The sequence below is a fragment of the Pyrinomonadaceae bacterium genome, from assembly GCA_036277115.1.
In the GTDB taxonomy this organism is placed as follows: Bacteria; Acidobacteriota; Blastocatellia; order Pyrinomonadales; family Pyrinomonadaceae; genus UBA11740.
In genome coordinates this window covers 707,375-727,400 of record DASUNM010000023.1, presented here as the reverse complement: position 1 = coordinate 727,400, position 20,026 = coordinate 707,375, and the positions used below count along the sequence as shown (strand labels likewise).

The following is a 20,026-nucleotide window of genomic DNA, read 5'->3' as shown; positions in this document are numbered from 1 at the left end:
GCTACGAAACCTGCCTACTTACTGGAGGGAAAGACAAATGAAGAAACTAGTTCTATTCGCTACGGTGCTACTTTTTTGCTGCGCGACGATCTTCTTTTACGAACCGGTGCGCAGCCAGGGCTGGAAAGAGAAAGTTCGTAAGAGCGCAAAGAAGATCGAGAACAACTACGTCGTCGTTTTAGACGACTCGGTGATCGGCGAGCGAGGCGAGTACTCAATTGCCGGCTACATGGCCGAAGACATGGCCCGAACATATCGCGGGAAATTGAAGCATGTGTACAAGCACGCCATGAATGGCTTTTCGGTGGAAATGTCCGAAGAAGATGCCGAAAAGATGGCTCAGGACTATCGCGTCTTGTTTGTAGAAGAGGATGGCATCTACACGACTGACGCTACGCAAACGAATCCGCCGTGGGGTCTCGACCGCATCGACCAACGCAATCGGCCGCTTAGCGCCACCTACACTTACAACTGGACCGGATCGGGCGTTCGCGTTTACGTCATTGACACGGGCATTCGCACTGCCCATACGCAATTCGGCGGACGCGCGTCGAACGTGTTCGACGTGAACGGCGGCGACGGGCAGGACTGCAACGGCCACGGCACGCACGTCGCCGGCACGGTCGGGGGCAGCACTTACGGCGTGGCCAAGAGCGCGCTTCTGCGCGGCGTCCGGGTCTTCGGCTGCGGCAGCACAACCTCGACGTCGAACATTATTGCGGGCGTCAACTATGTGACGGCCAATCGGATCCTGCCGGCAGTCGCCAATATGAGTGTCGGCGGTCCGGCCTCGTCCTCGATGGACACGGCCGTAAACAACCTGATCAACTCGGGCGTGACGGTCGCCGTCGCCGCCGGCAACAGCAATGGCGCGAACGCGTGCAACTATTCGCCCGCGCGCGTCGCCAACGCCATAACAGTGGGCTCGACGACCTCGACGGACGCGCGCTCCTCGTTCTCGAACATCGGCACGTGCCTCGACTTGTTCGCGCCCGGCTCAAGCATCCTCTCGGCCTGGTACACGTCGAACACGGCAACGGCGACGTTGAGCGGTACGTCGATGGCCTCGCCGCACGTCGCGGGCGTAGCGGCGCTTTACAAACAAGCGAATCCTTCCGCTTCACCCTCAACGATTCGAAATGCGATCGTTAACAATGCGACGACCGGGGTTGTCACGAATGCCGGAACGGGTTCGCCGAACCGGTTGCTGTATTCGCTGTTCTTCTAGATTCCTTTACCCACCTGGCCCACGCCGGTGGTACTGACTCTCGCATTGCGATGGTGGGCCTCGTTTTCGGCGGGGCCCACCATTGCTTCTTTATAAGAGGAATCCGACAGACTCGTTTACATGTTCAATCAACACAACTTCGCGACTCTTGAACAAGGACTCGTTGCCGTTCACACGTCGTGCGCGCCAATCACTTTGCACTAGCCTGACCTCATCAACTCAGATAGAATCCCCGCGAACTCAGACTTTGAGCGGGGAGCATTCGACGCCCGCCTGTTTTTCTCCGCCGCATGACCCTTGAACCAGGTACGGAAATCGGTCGGTACAAGATCCTGTCAAAACTCGGACAGGGCGGGATGGGCGAAGTTTACCTCGCCGAAGACACGCGCCTGCGCCGGAACGTTGCCCTGAAAATTTTGCCCGCAGACGTCGCCGCCGATCGCGTGCGCATGGAGCGGTTCGTGCAAGAGGCGAAAGCGGCATCGGCGCTGAATCACCCGAACATCATTACGATCTACGAAATCGATCAGACTGAGTCGGGCCATTTCATCGCGATCGAGTACATCGATGGACAGACGTTGCGGGAACGAGCGGCGAACTCAACTATGACGGTCGGCGACGTACTTGATATCGCGATCCAGGCGACGAGTGCCCTCGCCGAAGCTCATGAAGCCGGCATCGTCCATCGCGACATCAAACCCGACAACATCATGATCCGGCGCGATGGGATCGTGAAAGTCCTCGACTTTGGCCTGGCGAAACTTTCTGAGCAGCAACAGTCGTCGGTTTTTGTAGACAGCGAAGCGCCCACGTCGATCAATATTAAAACTGAACCGGGCGTCGTCATGGGAACGGCGGTTTACATGTCGCCTGAACAAGCGCGCGGTCTGCCGGTTGATGCGCGGACGGACATCTTTAGTTTCGGGATCGTGCTGTACGAGATTGTCGCCGGGCGCTTGCCGTTCAAGGGTTCGGATCGCGTTGAAGTTTTGATGTCGATCCTGGGGGATGCCCAACCGCCGCCGCTGGCGCGGTACGCGCCCGAAGCGCCCGATGAGTTGCAGCGCATTGTGGCGAAGACGCTCGCGAAACCGCGCGAGGACCGTTATCAGTCCACGAATGATTTGCTGAACGACCTGCGGAATCTGAAGAAACGGATCGAGCTTGATGCGGAGTTACAGCGCACGTTACCGCCCGAAGCCGTTCCGGCCGCACAGCGTACCGCCGAAGTGTCCGCGGCGCTCAGGACGGAAACACCCGGAACCGTCACCGCAATCATCCCGCCGGCCGCGAGCAGTGAGTCGCCGGGCGCGGGAAGGAAACTTCAAAAACGCACCATCCTGATTACGGCAGGCCTCGCGGCTCTGGCCGTGACGTTGGGTTTGCTCTGGTACTTCAAATCGGGTCCGGCCACCCCGCTGACGGGAGAAGACACGATCGTGCTCGCCGATTTCATCAACACTACCGGCGATCCGGTGTTCGATGGAACGCTCAAGCAAGCTTTGGCATCGCAACTCGAGCAGTCGCCTTTCTTGAGCATCTTCTCTGACAGTCGCGTGCGTGAGGCGCTGCGGCTGATGGATCGCTCGCCGGATGAACGAGTGACGAAAGAGATCGCGCGTCAGATTTGCCTGCGGCAGGGATTCAAAGCATTTCTCAACGGCTCGATCTCGAACATCGGCAGCAACTACGTCATCACGCTGGAAGCCACGAACGCGCAAACCGGTGACACGATCGCGCTGGAACAAGCTGAGGCGGACAGCAAAGAGCAAGTGCTGGCGGCGTTGGGAACGGTTGCGACGAACCTGCGCAAGCAACTGGGCGAATCGCTAGCGTCAATTCAGAAGTATGACAAGCCGATCCATCAGGCGACGACGCCATCGCTTGAAGCTCTTAAATACTATTCAAACGGGATCGAGCAGCAGCTCAAAGGCCGATACCTCGACGCCATTCCTTCTTTCAAAAAAGCGACGGAGATCGATCAGAACTTCGCGCGCGCCTACGCGGCGATGTCGTCCATGTACTACAACACGCGACAGTACGAGCTGGCGGCTGAGGCCTCGCGCAAGGCGTACGAGCTGCGCGATCGAGTCGGTGAAAATGAAAGGCTTTATATCACCCAGGCCTACTATGACAACGTTACGGGCGAGCTGGAGAAGTATCTGCAAACGCTCGAACAGTGGAAGAGCACCTATCCGCGCGATGCCTCACCGCCAAACAACCTGGCGGTGAAATACAACGAGCTTGGTTTATTTGATAAGGCGGCCGCTGAGGCACGTGAAGCGATTCGCCTCAATCCCGGATCGACCTCCGGCTATTCGCTTTTGGCTGCCGCGCAACTGGCGGTCAATCGCTTTGACGAAGCTAAACAGACTATTAATCAGGCGCAGGGAGAGAAGCTGGACAGCACCGCCATGCGCCGGACTCTGTTTCGGATCGCTTTCGTCCAGCACGATAGCGCGACCATGCAGCAACAGATCGACTGGTTGAGCGGAAAGCAGGACGAGTACCTGGCGCAGGGCTGGCAATCAGAGACGGCGGCGTTTTTGGGCCAACTGAAAAAGTCGCAGGAGTTTTCTGACAGCGCGCTGGAGGCAGCGGAACGGCGCGATCAGAAAGACGTTGCCGCGCAGATCGCGGTTGCGGCCGCGGCGCGCGACGCGCTGTTTGGTGATTGCACCCGGTTGAAAGAGCAGACCGCAAAGGCGCTCAGCCTCACGAACAGGCAAGTGACCACCGCCAATGCGGCGAATGCGCTGTCGAGCTGCGGTGAGTTCAGCCAGGCCCAGACTCTGATTGAGGAACTGACCAGGCGTTCTCCGACCGACACGGTGCTCAACAAGATTTTGGCACCGCTGGTCCAGGCGCGGATGGAATTGCAGCGAGATAATGCGGTGCAGGCAATCCAGTTGCTTGAAACGACCAGACCGTTTGAAGGATACGCTCTTTTCCAGATCGCCTATCTGCGCGGCCAGGCATACCTGAAACAGAAAAAGGGAGCGGAGGCGGCCACGGAATTTCAGAAGATTCTCGACCATCGCGGCTACCAACCGACTTCTCCGATCTTCGTGGTGTCGCACCTGGGCCTGGCCCGCGCCGCCGCACTGCAAGGCGACACGGCAAAAGCGCGCAAGGCCTATCAGGATTTCTTCGCGCTATGGAAAGACGCGGACGCGAGCCTGCCAGTTCTGATTGAAGCAAGGAAAGAATACGACAAGCTGAATTAATCTATGGCTGATCGACAACCTGGCGGACCGTCTTATGCGAATCCCGAAGCCGAAAGCGACGCGTCAAGCGGTTCTCGCCAGGTTGATTCGACCTTAATCCGCGTCTTGAAATGGGCGCTAGTCCTCGGTTCCGCTCTTTTTATCCTCGTGCTGCCGGTTCCGGCAGGCATCACTCCACAGTCGTGGCGTCTGCTGGCGATCTTCGTGGCCACGATCGTCGGCGGCATCGTGCGGCCGATTCCCAGTGGCGCGGTCGTTCTGCTCGGGGTCACCGCGGTGATGTTGAGCGGCGCACTGTCACCGGTTGATGCTCTGCGCGGATATGCGGATCCGATTGTCTGGCTAGTGCTCGCGGCCTTTCTCATTTCGCGCGGCATGATCAAGACCGGCTTGGGTCGACGGATCGCCTTACTTTTCGTGAAGGCAATCGGCTCGCGTTCACTCGGCCTGGGTTACTCGCTCATCTCTACCGATCTCGTGTTGGCGACGATCATTCCGTCGAATGCGGCGCGTTCAGGCGGCATCATCTTTCCCATCGCCAAATCGATTGCCGAAACTTACGAATCACGGCCGGGAATAACGGCGCGCCGGCTCGGCGCCTTTCTTACCTCGTTGCTTTACCAAGCCGACGTAATCATTTGCGCAATGTTCCTGACCGGTCAGGCTTCAAACGTAATCATCGCGAAGTTCGCGAAAGAGACCACCGGGATCGAGTTGACCTACGCGCGTTGGGCGATTGCCGGCTTGGTGCCTGGGCTAGTTTCACTCGCGGTTGTTCCGCCGCTGATCTATCGACTGTTTCCGCCCGAGATCAAACACACGCCCGCCGCCACCGAGTTTGCGCGCACGGAACTTCAGAAAATGGGAAGAGTCTCGCGTCACGAGATCCTAATGCTGCTTGTGTTCGGATTGGTCGCGACGTTGTGGATGACGACGGCGTTTCATGGAATTAACTACGCCGTTGTCGCGATGCTCGGGATCGGCGTGCTGTTGCTGACCGGAGTTCTCACCTGGCAAGACGTCACCACGGAAAGCGGCGCTTGGGACGTGTTCATCTGGTACGGCGGCCTAGTGCGGATGGCGGAAGCGTTGGGGGAAACCGGCATTACCAAGCGCTTCGCAGAAGTAGCCGCAGGTATGACGGTAGGCTGGTACTGGGCCGCCGCATTAGCCGGCCTGCTGCTGGTCTATTTTTATGCTCATTACGGTTTTGCATCGATCACGGCGCACGTGTCTGCGATGTACATTCCGTTCCTCGTTGTAATTATTGCCGCCGGCGCTCCCGTCGCGTTGACGGTGCTGCTGCTCGCTTACGCTTCAAATCTAAATGCCTCGCTCACCCACTACGGCACGACACCCGCACCAATTTGGTTTGGCGCCGGCTATGTAAAACAGAGGACGTGGTGGTGGCTTGGCTTCGTTGCCTCGGTGGCCAATCTTTTAATCTGGACGGTGTTGGGATCGCTCTGGTGGAAGGCGCTCCGCTGGTGGTAGTTGGAAGTTTGCATTAACATCCTTGACGCCTCAATTAAGTCGCAAACCCGCAGGGTTGCAAGAAAGTCGAAGCGAAGCGTAGACCCCGGAAAACGTCGGGGGAATTCGCACCCTGAAGGGGTGCAAGACTAAAGGTCAGAAATTCATGTATACCCGATCCGGGGACATCGCGCGCTGACGCCGCTCAACCCCGTACTGTTTTTCAGCCCTTCGGGCTGAGCCTAATCCACGACCGATCACAGTTGATAGATGACCCAGATATGTAATTACCTTTCAAGTCCAGTCTGACAATCTTCAACAACCCTTAACTGAAACCCAGTCACCGGCCGTAGTTTCTACTTCACTCAACCAGCTTCGCCGCATATACTGCGCGCCATTATTTGCCACTGTTCCTGAGGAGAATAAATTTGCATGCGCCCCTGTACTTTCCGTAACCCTACGCTAATAGCCCGCATCGCCCTTTGTTTGATCACGCTCACTGCGACAACTGTCTATGCGCAAGAACGTGGACCGTCGCCGGTGCCGCCCGCGACTCCATCGCCAAGCCCGTTGCCGACTGCCTCGCCTGAATCGCAGGGGCGACCTGAGGGTGAAGACGAAGGCCGTCCGCGCGATCCGATGTCCACCGCGACTTTTAATGGATTACGCTTTCGGTCTATTGGGCCCGCGTTCACTTCCGGGCGGGTAATTGGAATTGCGGTCGATCCAAATAACTCGGCGAAATATTACGTAGCGGCCGCCTCGGGCGGCGTCTGGAAGACAGTTAACAACGGCACGACCTGGACGCCGGTATTCGACCGAGAGGGTTCGTACTCGATTGGGGCGTTGGTTCTCGATCAGAAGAATCCGCTCACGGTCTGGGTCGGCACCGGCGAAAACAACAGCCAGCGCAGTGTCTCTTATGGAAACGGGTTGTATCGTTCAGACGATGGCGGCCGATCCTGGAGAAATGTTGGTCTGAAGGCCTCCGAGCACATCGGGAAGATCGCCATCGATGCGAAGGATTCCAACATCGTTTACGTCGCAGCGCAGGGACCGCTGTGGGGACCGGGCGGCGACCGAGGACTCTACAAGACCACCGACGGCGGCAAGAGCTGGAAGCAGGTTCTAAAAATCAGCGAGCACACCGGCGTCACCGACGTCGTCATCGATCCGAACAATCCCGAAACGATTTACGCAGCTTCGTATCAGCGGCGCCGTCACATGTGGACGCTGATCAACGGCGGGCCGGAAAGCGCCATTCACAAATCAACCGATGGCGGCGCGACCTGGACGCGTCTGCGCGCCGGCTTGCCGACCATCGACATGGGCCGGATCGGCCTGGCGATCTCGCCGGTCGACTCAAACGTGATCTACGCAACGATCGAATCAACTGATCGCCGCGGTGGAATCTTTCGTTCGAGCGATCGCGGCGGCAGTTGGGAAAGACGCAACGAGTTTGATACTACCGCGATGTATTACGGAAAGATTTTCGCCGATCCAAAGGACGTCGATCGGATCTACGTAATGAACGTTTTTCTCATGGTCTCAGATGATGGCGGCCGGACATTGCGCCGGCTCGGCGAGCGGTCCAAGCACGTTGACAATCATATTATCTGGATCGACCCGGCCAATACCGATCATTATTTAGTGGGATGCGACGGCGGCGTTTATGAGAGTTATGACCGCGGCGCCTTCTGGCATTTCAAGAGCAACCTGCCCATCACCCAGTTCTACGACATCACCACAGACAATGCGACTCCTTTTTATAACGTTTATGGGGGCACGCAGGACAATTACAGTTTCGGCGGGCCATCGCGCACGCGCAGCGCTTCGGGCATTGTGAATTCCGATTGGATTGTGACCCAGGGCGGCGACGGTTTTCGCAGTCAGGTCGATCCGGAAGATCCGAATACGATTTATTCAGAGAGCCAAAATGGTGGACTGGTGCGCTTCGACAAACGCACTGGCGAGCGTGTCGGCATTCAACCGCAGGAAGGCCGCGGCGAAGATGCGCTGCGTTGGAATTGGGATTCGCCCTTCATCATCAGTCCGCACGCGCGCACGCGTCTCTATTTCGCCGCTGACAAACTGTTTCGCAGCGATGATCGAGGCGACACCTGGAAATTAGTGAGCGGCCAATTGTCCCGCGATCTGGATCGCGACAAGCTGCCGGTCATGGGGAAGGTGTGGAGCATGGACGCAGTGGCGAAGAATGCTTCAACGGCCCACTTCGGGAATGCTTCGGCCCTGGCTGAATCGCCCAAAAAGGAAGGCCTGATCTATGTCGGAACTGACGACGGACTGGTCCAGATCACTGAAGATGGAGGTCGGAACTGGCGCAAGGTTGAAAAGATTGGCGACGTCCCGGAACTGGCTTACGTGAGCCGCATCATCACTTCAGTTCACGACGCTAACACCGTCTACGTCGCGTTTGAGAATCATCAGAACGCCGACTTCAAACCCTATCTCTTCAAGAGCACGGATGCCGGCAGAACCTGGACCTCGATCAAGAGTAACCTCCCGGCCAATCAGCCGGTTTGGGGAATCGCTGAAGACCATGTGAACCGGAATTTGCTCTTTGCCGGAACTGAGTTTGGTCTTTTCTTTACGGTGGACGGCGGTCAGAAATGGGTTCAGTTACGTGGCGGCCTGCCGACGATTCAGGTGCGCGACATCGTGATTCAGCGACGCGAAAACGATCTCGTACTGGGAACGTTCGGTCGGGGCATCTACATCCTTGATAACTACACGGCGCTGCGCTCGATAACGCCCGCGATGTTAAGGAACGACGCGCTGTTTTCAGTTAAGGACGCGTTGATGTATATCCAGTCGCAACCGCTGGGCGGCCGCGGCAAAAGTTTTCAGGGTGAGTCGTTCTACACGGCTGACAATCCACCGTTCGGCGCCACGTTTACCTATTACTTAAAAGAAGAATTGAAGACCAAAAAAGCGAAGCGCCAGGAGGCCGAGCGCGCCGCGACCCGTAGTGGCGCGGCGATAACTTTGCCGAGCCGCGCGGAACTCAGTGCGGAAGAAGAAGAAGAACCGCCCGCAATCATTTTTACGGTTACCGATTCATCCGGTCGCGTAGTGCGGCGTTTGACCGGGCCGGTGACAGCCGGAGTACAACGGGTGACGTGGGACTTGCGCTACCCGGCAGCGAATCTTCCGCCCCCGCCAAATCCTGAAACTGAAGATCCATTTGCCGAACCTCCCGGCGGGCCGCTGGTGATGCCCGGCGCGTACACGGTGTCGGTCTCGAAGCGGGTGAACAGCGTCACCACTTCGATGGGCGAGCCGCAGTCCTTCCAGGTTGTGGTGGAGGGTCAAGAGCGCATGACGCAGGCCGACCGCATGGCCCTGGTTGAATTTCAAACAAGAGTCGCGCGACTGCAACGCGCCGTGCAGGGCTCGCTCGATGCCGCGAATGCGCTGACGCCACGTCTCGCTGCAATTCGACGTGCGTTATTGGAAACTCCGAACGCTCCGGCGACCCTGTTGGACGAAGCCGCGCAGCTGGAGAAACGGAAGAACGACATTCTTCGTGCGCTGCGTGGGGATCAAGCCTTGCGCGCGCGCAACATCAACTTGCCACCCTCGATTAGCCAGCGAGTGAACGGCATCGTCGGTGGCCAGCGCCTGTCAACACAGCGGCCGACGCAAACTCATTTCGATCAGTACGCCGCCGCCGCTGCTGAGTTTGAAGGGACGCTGACGAGACTACGTCAATTGATCGAGTCCGATCTTCAGAGGCTGGAAAAGCAAATGGAAGCCGCCGGCGCTCCCTGGACGCCGGGACGGATTCCCGAATGGAAAGATCAACCATAAGTAGGGTTCGCTCGATGGCTGAAGTTCATGGTCTGAAGGTTCTGCCTGTCATTCACACCGGGCTTCAGCCCGGTGAGCCTACGCCGCAAAGTAAAAGGAACCGTTTCAACGGTTTCTGTAGGTGCAGAAGTAACTGGATCATGATCAGCTCTCTCGGTTCGTTGAGAAGGTAAACCGTAAAACGGTTACACGGATCTCTCCCTGCCGAAGATCACCGGGCTGAAGCCCGGTGTTAATGAGAGGCTTGGAAATCTCTGCTTATTGAGGCAAAGCGGATTTGAGTAGGTTAGCACTACCTCGGATGAGAGCTTTTCTTACTTCGGCGACAACCGTCATGCGCATTCGTGAAGCGCCTGAATTTGGCAGATAAGGAGAATAAAATGAAGAGCGTTCCGAAAGCGATCCGGACCTCACTTCTATTGCTGCTTGCATACCTATCGGTTCCCGCGCAGGCGCCGCAGCTTGGGCATTGGCCACAGTGGCGAGGACCTTTCTTTAACGGCATGGCGCGCGGTGATGCGCCCACCACCTGGAGCGACACCAGCAACGTCAAATGGAAGACGGAGATTCCGGGAAAAGGCCATTCGACGCCGGTGGTGTGGGGCGATCTAATATTCCTCACCACCGCCATTCCCACGGGCAAGCCGGCCGCACCCGTCCCCCCGCCATCTCCAGAAGTTCAAGGTGAAGGCCGACGCGGTCGGGGCGCCGGCGGCGACACTGCGCCTCAGCCGGAGCAACGGTTCGAAGTGCTGTGCCTGGATCGCAAAACTGGGAAAATCCTGTGGCAAAAAACCGCCACCGTTGCCGCTCCACACGAGGGCTATCACCGCGTTTATGGAAGCTTCGCTTCGAACTCGCCGGTCACGGACGGCAAGCATGTCTATGCGTTTTTCGGATCGCGAGGTCTCTATGCTTACGACTTCAGCGGAAAGCTGGTTTGGCAAAAAGACTTCGGCGTGCAGATGAAAATCAAGTTGGGTTTTGGTGAAGGCACGGCGCCGCTGCTCGACGGTAACCGGCTTTTCCTGGTCTTCGATCACGAAGCGGGATCGTTCATGGTGGCGGTCGACAAGCGAACCGGAAAAGAACTTTGGCGCGTGACGCGGGACGAACTCACTTCCTGGAGCACGCCGTTGGCAATCGAGCACGCGGGCCGCCGCCAGGTGATCGTGGCCGCGACCAAAAAAGTCCGCAGTTACGATCCTGAAACCGGCAAAGTGATTTGGGAGGTCGCCGGCCTGGGCGGGAATGTGGTTCCGATGCCTGCCTATCAGAATGAAATTCTTTACGTGATGAGTGGATTTCGCGATCCGCGCTTGATGGCCATCAAGTTGGGCAAGGAAGGCGACCTCACGGGCACTGACTCAGTCCTCTGGAGCCACACGCGCGGCCTGGCGTATACGACCTCGCCGGTGTTGCATGACAACAAACTCTTCTTCGTGACCGACAACGGGTTGCTCAGTGCTTACAACGCAACCACTGGCGAAGCCTTCTTTGCGCAAACGCGTCTGCCCAAAGCCTACAACTTCAAAGCTTCGCCGGTCGGGGCGAACGGCAAGCTGTACCTGGCGACGGAAGATGGCGATGTGGTCGTGCTCAGGATGGGCGAGAAGCTGGAAGTGTTAGCCACCAATACGCTCGCGGACCAGGTGTTCATCGCCTCTCCCGTGATTGCGAACGGAGAGTTGCTCCTGCGCGGACAAAGCACGCTCTACTGCATCAGTCGGGGTTAGACTGAATCAGCAAAATGAAAAAATGCCCGCAATGTAATCGCGTTGAGACCGACGGGACGCTGAAGTTCTGTCGGGTCGACGGCGCGACGCTCGTCACTGAATCGTCCGGCCTCGCGGGTGAAGCAGGAACTGCGCAGCTTGGCTCGTCCGCGGACGCAAGCGAAGTTCATACAAGTATTCTGCCGCACACGTCGACGTCTCCAGAGATTAATCGTCCCACTCATTGGTACTCGATCACTTTCAGGGCAAAACGGCAATTCGATGGATCTCTAAGGGAAATGAAACGGGCCCAAGAACTTGACCCGCTGTCAGCGAATATCGGCAGCAACGTCGCGATGACGTATCTGCTGAATAATAATGAGGAAGCCGCCGTTGGCGAGTTCAAGAAAGCGATAGACTGGACCCGAACTTTTCACCGGCGCATGCGAATCTCGGCCATGTCTACATCAAGCAAAAGCGATATAAAGAGGCCATGGCGGAGTTCCAAAAATCGGTCGAATTATCGAACAGGTCAGGCCTATTCTTAAGCAGCCTGGGTTATGGCTACGCCGTGACCTCCGCACAGACCCGCGCTACGCCGACCTTGTGCGGCGGATGGGACTTCAGCCGTGACTTGAAATGAAAGCTGCGACAGGTCGCAGCACTCCAAAATGAAACGCTGTCCCCGATCTAACCGTATTACGGACGAAGAAGTATTGTCGCGTCGATGAGGCTGGACTTGTAACCGAATCGCCTGCTGCGGAAATCAAAAATTCGAAAGGACTACCGTGAAAATTATTCGCAAAGTTAACCCAGGCTCCCCTCTGTCGTTTGCTGGTTTGCTGTTCGCCGTGCTGCTGGCCGTGCCGTTAACGGTCTGGGGCCAGCCCAAAGATTGGCCGCAGTTCCGCGGGCCGGAATCAAATCCCGTGGGCAAGCATGCGAAGCTTGCCGATCGCTGGTCGAAAACAGAAAACGTGGAGTGGTCGCGCGAGATTCCCGGCCGCGGGTGGTCGTCGCCGATTGTGACCGGCGGCAAGGTTTATGTGACCAGCGTGACCACTGAGGGAAAGTCCAAGCCGCCGCAAATCGGAACCGACTACAGCAACGAATACGCCGCCGAATTGCAGAAACAGGGACTGTCGCAGGCGGAAATCATGAAGCGCCTCACCGAACGCGACATCGAGCTGCCGAAAGAAGTGATGCTGCATTACTTCGTCTATAGTCTTGACCTGAAGAGCGGCAAAATTGAGTGGCAGAAGGAATTCTATAAAGGTCAACCTCCGGGCGGGCGTCACCGTAAGAACAGCTTTGTCTCAGAGACGCCGGTCACCGACGGCAAATTCATTTACGTTTTCGTTGGGAACCTCGGGTTATGGGCCTTTGATTTGAAAGGCAAACAGGTGTGGACGACACCGCTCGAGGCGAACCCGATTTACCTCGATTTCGGTACCGGCGGCTCGCCGGCGCTGGCCGGAAATCTTCTGGTAGTCGTTAGCGACAACGAGAAGCAGCAATACATCGCGGCCTTCGACAAACGGACAGGCAAGCAAGTCTGGCGCACGAACCGCGACATCGCTAAGGGATCCCCGATACGGTCGGGATGGTCCACGCCGTACATTTGGCGCCACGGGACAAACACTGAAATTGTGGCGATGGGACCTGGCGAAGCGATTAGTTATGACCTCGCAGGGAAAGAATTGTGGCGATTGTCCGGCATGGCAGGGAATGCCATCCCGACGCCCTTCGCGTACGACGGATTGCTCTATCTTAATGCCGGAGCAGGGCGAACCCTATACGCGATTCGTCCGGGTGCCAAAGGCGACATCTCGCTCAAAAAAGATCAGGTTTCAAATGAACACATCGTTTGGGCTCAAGAGCGGGCCGGCACGTACCTGCCTTCGTCGCTGGCTTACGAAGGCGCCATCTACGCCTTGACTCATACCGGGATCCTTACCCGCTTTGATGCCAAGACCGGCAAGCAGATCTACAAGACACGAATCGATCCGGCCGCGACCGCTTTCACGACGTCGCCCTGGGCTTACAACGGCAAGCTCTTCTGTTTAAGCGAGGAAGGCCAGACCTTCGTCGTGTCAACGGGCGATGAATTCAAGTTATTGCATGTGAATGATCTGGACGATTTCACCATGGCGTCGCCCGCGATCGTGGGAGAGCGCTTGCTGATCCGCACGGAACATCATCTCTACTCGATCCGTCGCAGAGGATAAGCTTGAAGCTGCCTTCTGATTTGCTTGAACAAATGGGGCCGGGCGCGGGGCCCGCAAACCGCGTCGTGGCCTCAGTGAGCTCTCGCAGCTAAAACTAGCCTCCCGGTTATCACTCCGATAAAATCGCTCACAGTCGGAACTATGGGTCTTTCATCGGGCACAGAACTCGGTCATTACAAAATTCAGTCGAAGCTCGGCGAAGGCGGGATGGGCGAAGTGTACCTGGCGCTCGACGAGAGGCTCGGGCGCAAGCTCGCGCTGAAAGTACTGCCGGCTGAACTGGCCGCGAATCAGGACCGCATGCGCCGCTTTACGCAGGAAGCAAAGGCCGCGGCGGCGCTGAACCATCCGAACATTGCGCACATTTACGAAATCGGCGAGCACGACGGCATCAGCTTTATCGCGATGGAATACGTTGACGGCTACACGCTGCGTCAACTGATTCACGATCGGCACACGGACCTGGCGAAACTTCTGCGCTGGCTGCAACACGTGGCTGAAGGTCTGGCCAAAGCACACGCGGCCGGTATCGTGCATCGCGATCTGAAGCCGGACAACATCATGGTCACGCGCGAAGGTCACGCGAAGACCCTGGACTTTGGCCTCGCGAAATTGATTGAGCCGCAAAGCCTCTCAGGCCAGCGCGCGAGTGACGGACGAAGCGAAGTCGCCACGGCGCTGATGCAGCATTACTCGACCCCGGGCGCGGTGCTGGGGACCGTCGGATACATGTCGCCGGAACAGGCGCGGGGAGAGGTGAACGAGATCGACCATCGCTCGGACGTCTTTTCACTCGGCTGCATTCTTTATGAAGCGATTACCGGCCGGAAGGCTTTCGAAGGCAAAGACACGATCGACGCGCTGAACAAGATCATTCGTGAGCCGCCTGAGGCGATCGCCACGCTCGCGCCGAACGCTCCGGCCGATTTACAGCGAATCGTGCGGCGATGTCTCGCCAAGGATCCTGACGAGCGGTACCAAACGATCAAGGATGTCGCGCTTGAAATTAAAGACGTGCGGCGTGAATTACAGAATGCCGTCGGCATCAATACCACTGTGCCGCCGCCCTCGAGTTCATCGATAGCTCATTCCGTCGCTAGTCCTTCGTCACTTGAGAGCCAGGCGGCGGTGACTAGTCTGTCACCGGCGGCCACTTCCGCGCACCCATCGAGCGCGGAATACCTCGCGACGCAAATCGGCCGTCACAAGAAAGGGATCTTGATTGGGGTCGGAGTTGTCGCAGTCGCATTGATAGCCGGCATTTATCTGTTCTCAAAGTTTGGCGGCCGCGAAAAATCGACCTCGTCCGGCCAGATGAAGATCTCGCGGCTCGTGACCGGAATTAAGGGCGTCGGTAACGCATCAATTTCGCCCGATGGAAAGTACGTGGCCTATGCGGTTTATCAGAAAGAGACCGTCAGCCTGCATCTGCGCCAGGTTTCGACCGGCAGCGATCGTGAAATCGTCGCGCCGGTTGCCAATGCCAACATCAGCGGCACGGTCTTCTCGCCCGATAGCGAACTTGTCTACTACAACTTCTACCATCGCGAGGATAGTCCGCTTGGTACTCTGTATCAGGTTCCAGTAATAGGCGGAAGAGACCCACGCAAGATTCTCGAACATATTAGTTCGATCATCGGCTTTGCGCCTGATGGTAAGCGGTTCGCGCTTTTCCGTGATTACGCAAAGACCGGGGAATCTGAAGTTCTCATTGGAAACCTGGACGGTGGCGAGCCACAAAGGATCGCGAAACGAAGCGGCAATGATTATTACCTCGGTATTCCGGCCTGGTCCCCGGACGGGAGCCGAATAGCATGTCCGGTTGGCACCGATACCGGCGGGACAAAATTCAGTTTGGTCGAAATCCCGGCCGGTGGCGGCAGCGAAAAACCGCTCACGTCATTCAATTGGTATGGTGATATTGCCCGGCCGATGTGGTTAAAAGACGGCAGCGGGCTGGTGGTGAATGCCCGGGAGCGCACTGTCAGTACACCTCAAATATGGCGCGTGTCTTACCCCGGCGGCGAAGTCAGCCGAGTCACTAATGACCTGGCAGAGTATGGCTCGTCAAGTTTTGGGCTGACCGCTGATTCTTCCACCATCATGACTCTGGTTACGGAACGATCCTCGCGGATTTGGTTGGCAGCGCTGGGCGAAACCGGAGCCACGCAACTGACGGATGGTAAGGCCGACGGTGAGAGCGGCATCGCCTGGACTCCTGACGGCCACATTGTTTACGTCGCGAAGACGGGTGACAACCTGGACATCTGGATCATGAACGAAGATGGATCAGGCAAACGGCAGCTGACCAGTAACGCAGCTTCTGAAGCGAATATCGATGTCTCACCAGACGGCCGTTACATCGTGTACACCTCCGCCCAGGCTGGCGGCAACGATGAAGTCTGGCGGATGAACATCGACGGCACCAATGCCATTCCGCTCGCGCGCGGTGACTACTTTCATTTCCGGCCGAGGGTCTCTCCGGATGGGAAATGGGTGGCTTTCGGCTCGTTCAAAACAGGGACTCCGCGGCAGTGGAAAGTTTCGATTGACGGTGGCGAGCCGACAAAGGTCACTGACCTGGCCTTCCAAGCGGCGGGATTTTTGCCTGACGGAACAAAAATCTATGGAGAATATTTCGACGACCAAATCAGTCCGCCGCGGTGGCGGGGCGCAATTGTGACGTTCGATACGGGCCAACTGGTGAAGGTTTTTGATTTGCCTGACGGCGTGAATCGAGCGGTATTAACCGATGAGCAGACCGCCATCTTTAACATGAAGAAGGCAGACGTTGATAACCTTTGGAGCAAACCAATCGACGGCGGAGAACCGAAGCAATTGACCAAATTCACGTCCGAAAACTCTTACAACTTCGCGCCTTCACGTGACTTCAGGAAGTTCGCAATCACGCGCGGGACATCCTCTTCGGACATTATTCTGATCAAAGATTTCTAGTGGGGACCCAGCTTGCTTTAGCAAATGCCTTCAAGCCGTCGCCGGCTTGAACCACCCGCGCACCCTCCGGAAGACACTTCGGAAGAAGCGAATCACGCGCGGTAGGATCCAAATCGAGACCGCCAACCCCGCCCCAATCACAAAGAACACCACTATGGGAAGAAACAGCGCGAGCACCACCGCGACGATCACCAGCGCGTCTTCCGCGAGGCTGACGACCACATTCGAGACGGGTTCAGGACTGGTGTTGATAAGCGCGCGGGTCGCGGCTTTTGTTCCGTGCGAACTGAGCGCCAGTCCGCCGCCGACTAGTAAAGCAATCACCTGCACACTGCGATCAAATTCGCCGAACGCGGTTGCGGCGATCACCGCGCCCGCGGGAATGCGGATAAAGGTGTGAATTACATCCCAGATGCTGTCGACGACCGGCACCTTGTCGGCCACGAACTCAACGACGAACATAAACAGCGCGACGCCAATCACCCACCAGTTCGTCACCACATCAAGCTCGCCCGGCAGCTTCAGATTCGCAAAGCGACTCAACAACCCGAGTGTGGCCACCGTGGCGTAGAGGTTGATGCCCGACACCCATGAGGCGCCCAGGCTGACTGCCAGTGTGGAAATGAAGTCCATCGCCATGGATTATACGCCCGTTGGTTAAGCCAGGTTCGAGCGTTTAGTGGACAGGGTTAACACGATTTACAAGATGGGCCTGGGATGGTCTTGTTTATTGTTCTCGCAAATCGTGTGAATCATGTAAATCCTGTCTAAAGAGAGTCAGAGAAGAAGACAAGGTACGACCCGGGTCGCAATCGGGTGTTCACCTTTCAAGAAGCTTCCCGTCGCTTACCGGCTCGGCTAGAATCGTCGCCACTTCTTAAATTGCCAGCCAGGAGGCGCGCCATGACTGACCGGTTTTCATATCGCTGTCGAATTCTCAACCTGCTCGCTTTGCTCTTGTGCTGTGCCGGCATCGCCAGCGCACAGACTGATAAGCGCCAACTAACGATCGAATGGATTTTCGGCCCCGAAGGTCGCGCAGTGGCCGGCGTGCCTGCGACGACATGGCTCGAAGACAGCACGCTGATGATGCTCGACAATCGCCAGACGCCGGCTGAGCGAACATTTGAGAAATTAGATCCGGCTACCGGGCGCCGACAGAAAGTCGTCGATGCAGGCAAGGCGTTGGCGAGTCTCAAGTCGTCAGGCGCGGGCGCTGACGTCAATACGTTGCCCTGGCCGATCGCATTCGATGGTTTGGGCCGGCGCGCATTGTACGTTCTCAAAGGAGATGTTCTTGTTCTCGAACTTGCCAGTGCGCGGTTCCAACGCCTCACGAGGACTGTAACTGAAGAGACCTCAGCCAGTTTTTCTCCGAATGGTAACCGCGTCGCATACGTCCGCGATCACGATCTCTATTACTTCGATCTGAATACGAATCGCGAGACGCGAGTTACCCGGGACGGTTCTGAGACGATTCTGAACGGCACGCTTTCCTGGGTGTATTGGGAAGAAGTTTTCGGCCGTCGCGACATCGGATATTGGTGGGCGCCCGACTCGAAAGCGATCGCCTATCTTCAATCGGACGAGTCGAAAGTTGACCTCGCGTATTTCACCGATATTGCGCCCTTTCCCCCGCGCGTGATTCGGCAGCGTTACGCCGTAGCGGGCCGCGCCAATCCCCGCGTGCGTCTGGGAATAGCTGAACTCAACAACCTGCGCACGCAGTGGATTCGCGTAACCGATAAACCGTTTGAGTACATCGTCCGGGCAAAGTGGTTACCGGATGGCCGTCGCTTAAGCGTGCAAACGATGCCGCGTCTGCAGACTGAGCTGTCCCTTTATTTTGCCGATCGGCGAACGGGAGCGGCCAGGCACATTCTTACCGAGACCGATCCCGGTTGGGTCAATCTGGCAGACGATCTCTATTTCTTTAATGACGGACAGCATTTCCTTTGGCCATCTGAGCGTGATGGCTACATGCATCTGTACCGCTATCGAATGGACGGCACGCTTGCCAACCAGGTGACAAAAGGTCCCTGGGCTTTGGCGAGCGCGGGTGGAATAGCGTTCTGGGTGCGGCAGGCACTTGTCGGTGTCGATGAAAAGAACGGTTGGGTTTACTTCACTGCGCTCGAGAGATCGTCTATCGAAAGACAACTATATCGCGTGCGCGTCGACGGCTCGGAATTCAAACGCCTCTCCGACGAATCTGGTACTCACCGCATTTCCATGTCGCCTGACGCGCGTTATTTTCTGGATCGCTATTCAGACGTGCGCACGCTTCCCGCATTGCGCGTGCATAGCAGCGACGGGACGAAGTTGAGCACCATTGCCGAACCACGTCCGCAGTTAATCGCGCCGTACGATGTTCAGTTTCCCGACACGACCACAATTCCCGCGGATGATGGCTTTCCGATGCCGGCGCAGATCATGAGACCAAAGAGTTTCCGGACGGATCGCAAGTATCCGGTAATCATGTTTGTCTATGGCGGACCGGCTGCGCCGCAGGTGGCAAACGCATGGCAAGGCGACACCTTGTGGAACCAACTGCTCCTCGAGGCCGGCTATGTCGTCGTCAAAGTCGACAATCGATCGGCCACCGCAATAAACAAACAGTTGGAGAACACAGTCCTTAAGCGGATGGGCGAAGCGGAGACGCCCGACCTGGTCGCCGCCGCCCGTTGGCTAAAAAAGCAGAGATGGGTAGATGACAAACGCGTCGGAGTGTGGGGTTGGAGCTATGGCGGCTACATGACTTTGAATCTGCTGACGCGTTCACAGGAGTTTAAAGCGGGTATCGCCGTTGCGCCTGGTACCGACTGGCGTTATTACGACACCAAGTGGACTGAGGCACCCATGCGAACGCCGCAGGAAAACCCGGAGGGCTACGCAAGTACTTCACTACTGCCGCGCGCGAAAGACTTGCACGGAAATCTTCTCATCGTCTTCGGAAGCTACGACGATAATGTCCACCCGGTGAATCAGTTGGCGTTTATAGACGCCCTCGTCGCATCGGGCAAAAAGTTTGAAATGATGACCTACCCGATGCGTAAACATGGGATCGAGGATCCAGCGGCCACACGTCATTTGTACCGGCTGATGCTCGACTTCTGGAAAGCCAATTTGTGACTCTGACCACGACAACAATAAGCGGGTCGCGATAAGACTCACCGCATCCTCTAGCAGGTAGTGGTTCAGTTTGATTTCGAATGTTCACACCGCGGCTTTAGCCCGGTGTCACGCGAAGCAAGCACACCGAAACCGTTTAAACGGTTTCCCCGTTCGACGTCCACGCCACGACGCCGCGCTAAAGCGGCGGCGTGAATGAGAAGTTTTCTCAGTTGCAAATGGTACAAACAGTCGCGC

General features: G+C 57.1%; 10 protein-coding genes. 9 read left to right on the top strand and 1 reads right to left on the bottom strand.

Annotated elements, in window-relative coordinates; genetic code table 11:
• Positions 1–37 precede the first annotated feature (37 nt).
• The 8 genes from VFX97_10020 to VFX97_09985 all read left to right on the top strand — a co-directional run bounded on the left by VFX97_10020 (position 38) and on the right by VFX97_09985 (position 16,657).
• The gene (locus VFX97_10020; protein ID HEX5703522.1) at positions 38–1,228 is read left to right on the top strand and encodes a S8 family peptidase; all 1,191 of its coding nucleotides are present in this window, start codon (positions 38–40) and stop codon (positions 1,226–1,228) included.
• A 290-nt stretch (positions 1,229–1,518) separates the two neighbouring features.
• The gene (locus VFX97_10015) at positions 1,519–4,455 is read left to right on the top strand and encodes a protein kinase (protein HEX5703521.1); all 2,937 of its coding nucleotides are present in this window, start codon (positions 1,519–1,521) and stop codon (positions 4,453–4,455) included.
• A gap of 3 nt (positions 4,456–4,458) precedes the next feature.
• Positions 4,459–5,949: a DASS family sodium-coupled anion symporter gene (locus VFX97_10010; GenBank protein HEX5703520.1), complete on the top strand. Its 1,491-nt coding sequence runs from the start codon at positions 4,459–4,461 to the stop codon at positions 5,947–5,949.
• A 411-nt stretch (positions 5,950–6,360) separates the two neighbouring features.
• On the top strand, positions 6,361–9,759 hold the full coding sequence (locus VFX97_10005) for a hypothetical protein (GenBank protein ID HEX5703519.1): 3,399 nt from the start codon (positions 6,361–6,363) through the stop codon (positions 9,757–9,759).
• Between the two features lie 380 nt (positions 9,760–10,139).
• Positions 10,140–11,495 carry a PQQ-binding-like beta-propeller repeat protein gene (locus VFX97_10000; protein ID HEX5703518.1) on the top strand — a complete coding sequence of 452 codons (1,356 nt, stop codon included), beginning with the start codon at positions 10,140–10,142 and terminating at the stop codon, positions 11,493–11,495.
• Positions 11,496–11,509: 14 nt separating this feature from the next.
• Entirely contained in the window at positions 11,510–12,022 is a 513-nt protein-coding gene (locus VFX97_09995) for a hypothetical protein (GenBank protein ID HEX5703517.1), read from the top strand.
• 240 nt (positions 12,023–12,262) lie between these two features.
• A complete protein-coding gene (locus VFX97_09990) occupies positions 12,263–13,702 on the top strand; it encodes a PQQ-binding-like beta-propeller repeat protein (protein HEX5703516.1) in 1,440 nt (479 codons plus the stop codon).
• A gap of 141 nt (positions 13,703–13,843) precedes the next feature.
• Positions 13,844–16,657, top strand: coding sequence for a protein kinase (locus tag VFX97_09985; protein ID HEX5703515.1), 2,814 nt, complete (start codon positions 13,844–13,846; stop codon positions 16,655–16,657).
• A gap of 30 nt (positions 16,658–16,687) precedes the next feature.
• Here the strand turns inward: VFX97_09985 and VFX97_09980 are convergent, their stop codons facing one another.
• A complete protein-coding gene (locus VFX97_09980) occupies positions 16,688–17,296 on the bottom strand; it encodes a DUF4126 domain-containing protein (protein HEX5703514.1) in 609 nt (202 codons plus the stop codon).
• Between the two features lie 264 nt (positions 17,297–17,560).
• Between VFX97_09980 and VFX97_09975 the strand changes: the two genes are divergently transcribed.
• Positions 17,561–19,789: a S9 family peptidase gene (locus VFX97_09975; protein HEX5703513.1), complete on the top strand. Its 2,229-nt coding sequence runs from the start codon at positions 17,561–17,563 to the stop codon at positions 19,787–19,789.
• Positions 19,790–20,026 lie beyond the last annotated feature (237 nt).

Bases quoted from the DNA above. Each gene is read 5' to 3' on its own strand.
- VFX97_10020 (HEX5703522.1), top strand. From the start codon at position 38: ATGAAGAAACTAGTTCTATTCGCTACGGTGCTACTTTTTTGCTGCGCG.
- VFX97_10015 (HEX5703521.1), top strand. From the start codon at position 1,519: ATGACCCTTGAACCAGGTACGGAAATCGGTCGGTACAAGATCCTGTCA.
- VFX97_10010 (HEX5703520.1), top strand. From the start codon at position 4,459: ATGGCTGATCGACAACCTGGCGGACCGTCTTATGCGAATCCCGAAGCC.
- VFX97_10005 (HEX5703519.1), top strand. From the start codon at position 6,361: ATGCGCCCCTGTACTTTCCGTAACCCTACGCTAATAGCCCGCATCGCC.
- VFX97_10000 (HEX5703518.1), top strand. From the start codon at position 10,140: ATGAAGAGCGTTCCGAAAGCGATCCGGACCTCACTTCTATTGCTGCTT.
- VFX97_09995 (HEX5703517.1), top strand. From the start codon at position 11,510: ATGAAAAAATGCCCGCAATGTAATCGCGTTGAGACCGACGGGACGCTG.
- VFX97_09985 (HEX5703515.1), top strand. From the start codon at position 13,844: ATGGGTCTTTCATCGGGCACAGAACTCGGTCATTACAAAATTCAGTCG.
- VFX97_09980 (HEX5703514.1), bottom strand. From the start codon at position 17,296: ATGGCGATGGACTTCATTTCCACACTGGCAGTCAGCCTGGGCGCCTCA.
- VFX97_09975 (HEX5703513.1), top strand. From the start codon at position 17,561: ATGACTGACCGGTTTTCATATCGCTGTCGAATTCTCAACCTGCTCGCT.